This is a genomic window from Zunongwangia sp. HRR-M8 (assembly GCF_027594405.1).
Taxonomy (GTDB): domain Bacteria; phylum Bacteroidota; class Bacteroidia; order Flavobacteriales; family Flavobacteriaceae; genus Zunongwangia.
Map to the genome: position 1 here is coordinate 3,092,501 of NZ_CP115161.1, position 2,500 is coordinate 3,095,000.

General features: G+C 41.0%; 2 protein-coding genes and 1 rRNA gene (1 of these 3 only partly in view). 1 reads left to right on the forward strand and 2 read right to left on the reverse strand.

Annotation, left to right across the window (positions count from 1 at the left end; all coding sequences use genetic code 11):
* Nucleotides 1-1,165: ribosomal RNA gene (locus PBT89_RS13315) — 16S ribosomal RNA — on the reverse strand (it extends 363 nt beyond the left edge of the window).
* Between the two features lie 708 nt (nucleotides 1,166-1,873).
* Nucleotides 1,874-2,269: a putative porin gene (locus tag PBT89_RS13320; protein ID WP_333474134.1), complete on the reverse strand. Its 396-nt coding sequence runs from the start codon at nucleotides 2,267-2,269 to the stop codon at nucleotides 1,874-1,876.
* A gap of 24 nt (nucleotides 2,270-2,293) precedes the next feature.
* Between PBT89_RS13320 and PBT89_RS13325 the strand changes: the two genes are divergently transcribed.
* Nucleotides 2,294-2,359 carry a hypothetical protein gene (locus tag PBT89_RS13325; RefSeq protein WP_270064266.1) on the forward strand — a complete coding sequence of 22 codons (66 nt, stop codon included), beginning with the start codon at nucleotides 2,294-2,296 and terminating at the stop codon, nucleotides 2,357-2,359.
* Nucleotides 2,360-2,500: the final 141 nt, after the last annotated feature.

Genomic DNA, 2,500 nt, shown 5'->3' on the forward strand with positions numbered 1-2,500 from the left:
TTTGCACCGGCAGTCTGGCTAGAGTTCCCACCATTACGTGCTGGCAACTAACCACAGGGGTTGCGCTCGTTATAGGACTTAACCTGACACCTCACGGCACGAGCTGACGACAACCATGCAGCACCTTGCAATCTGTCCGAAGAAATATCTGTTTCCAAATACGTCAGACTGCATTTAAGCCCTGGTAAGGTTCCTCGCGTATCATCGAATTAAACCACATGCTCCACCGCTTGTGCGGGCCCCCGTCAATTCCTTTGAGTTTCATTCTTGCGAACGTACTCCCCAGGTGGGTTACTTATCACTTTCGCTTAACCACCCAGCCCTCAATTGGGCCGGACAGCTAGTAACCATCGTTTACGGCGTAGACTACCAGGGTATCTAATCCTGTTCGCTACCTACGCTTTCGTCCATCAGCGTCAATATATTATTAGTGATCTGCCTTCGCAATCGGTATTCTGTGTAATATCTATGCATTTCACCGCTACACTACACATTCTAACCACTTCATAATAATTCAAGATCTACAGTATCAATGGCAGTTCTCCCGTTAAGCGGAAGACTTTCACCACTGACTTATAAATCCGCCTACGGACCCTTTAAACCCAATGATTCCGGATAACGCTTGGATCCTCCGTATTACCGCGGCTGCTGGCACGGAGTTAGCCGATCCTTATTCGCAGAGTACCGTCAGCCCTTTACACGTAAAGGGGTTTCTTCCTCTGTAAAAGCAGTTTACAACCCATAGGGCAGTCTTCCTGCACGCGGCATGGCTGGATCAGGCTCTCGCCCATTGTCCAATATTCCTCACTGCTGCCTCCCGTAGGAGTCTGGTCCGTGTCTCAGTACCAGTGTGGGGGATCTCCCTCTCAGGACCCCTACCTATCGTTGCCATGGTAAGCCGTTACCTTACCATCTAGCTAATAGGACGCATGCTCATCTCTTACCGTAACCTTTAATTATAAATTAATGCTAATTCATAATACTATGAGGTATTAATCCACGTTTCCATGGGCTATCCCTCAGTAAGAGGTAGATTGCATACGCGTTACGCACCCGTGCGCCGGTCGTCAGCAGAAAAGCAAGCTTTCCCCTGTTACCCCTCGACTTGCATGTGTTAAGCCTGCCGCTAGCGTTCATCCTGAGCCAGGATCAAACTCTTCATCGTTGTTTCATTAATTTGTAACAATCAAATCTTAAGTTTGCGTTCTTATATAAATAAGAAGTTTAAAGCTCAAAAGACGACTTTCTAGTCTTAATTCTTAATTCTACACTTCCATTTTTAATAACACCATAAAGCATTATTAAAAAATGTCGTTTGTCAATTCAATATGTCAATGAACTCATTTAAAAGTCCGGGAATTACTTCCCTTCGATAGAAATTAAGGAATCGAACCTTACCCAAACCCCAATCGGTATTTCCTAGTTATTCAGCGTGTTAAGAACTGTATCGCTTTCTCTGAAAGCGGTTGCAAATCTACAACTAATTTTTAAACTCACAAGAAAAAAATAAAAATTATTTTTCTGTATTTTTAAACGCCACTTCCAAAGAACCTCGCCGTTAAAGCGGCTGCAAATATACAACCCTTTTTCTTTAAACACCAAAACTTTTTTTAAGTTTTTTTTAAGCTCCTTTTTCAGTATCCTCTCAATGAACATCCGCCCTCGCAGCCAACCACTCCGGCGCTAAGCGGATGCAAATATACTACCCTTTTTTGATTACACAAGGCTTTCTAATATTCTTCCTATTTTTGATGAAATCGTATCAATTCAAGTCCTTTTTGAGTCATTTCAGAGGTAAAACCACTTAACATTAGATTAACACTTTAGAAATAACAGATTTTATGCGAAAAACGCAGCCCTTCTTCCGAAGAAATTAAAGAAAAAAGTTCCAAACAATACCAAAGCGGATCATAAAATCATTGTGCGGATATCGCGGGGCAGAAAAATTATTATTGCCATTAAGCGCAAAATTTAGATTCTCGAGCTTGAAAAATATTCTGGCCTGGTCCACTTTACCGTTGAAAAAGAAATCTACTAATGGATAAGCTCCGTAATTCGATTCATTTTGTACATAGAATTCGGCTAAAACCGGATCGTACCCATCCATTTGGTAAGAAGAAAAATAATTAAATGTAAAGCCGGTCTGTAAATACAGCGCTTTATCGAACCAAAAATCCTTATAATAAAGCGAATTTCGAGTAAGCAGCTCGGGGACATTAAATACATCCCCACCATCGGAGACCTTTTGATACAAAATGGTATTATCCAAATTTTAATTCTAGGAATTTTGGCAATGTTATCGGCTATATTTTTAATCTTTCGTGGAATTATGATTGTTATGAAAGCAATCTTTGATTAAAATTCTGAAAACAATATTTATCCCCACTAAGGGGAGTGGCGATCTACCGGCGAGCTAAGATGGTTTTAGTTCACGGGTAATATAAAAAACCTCGCTAGTTTAGCGAGGTTTTTTTATGCGGTGTATAAATGGGTTTAGAAT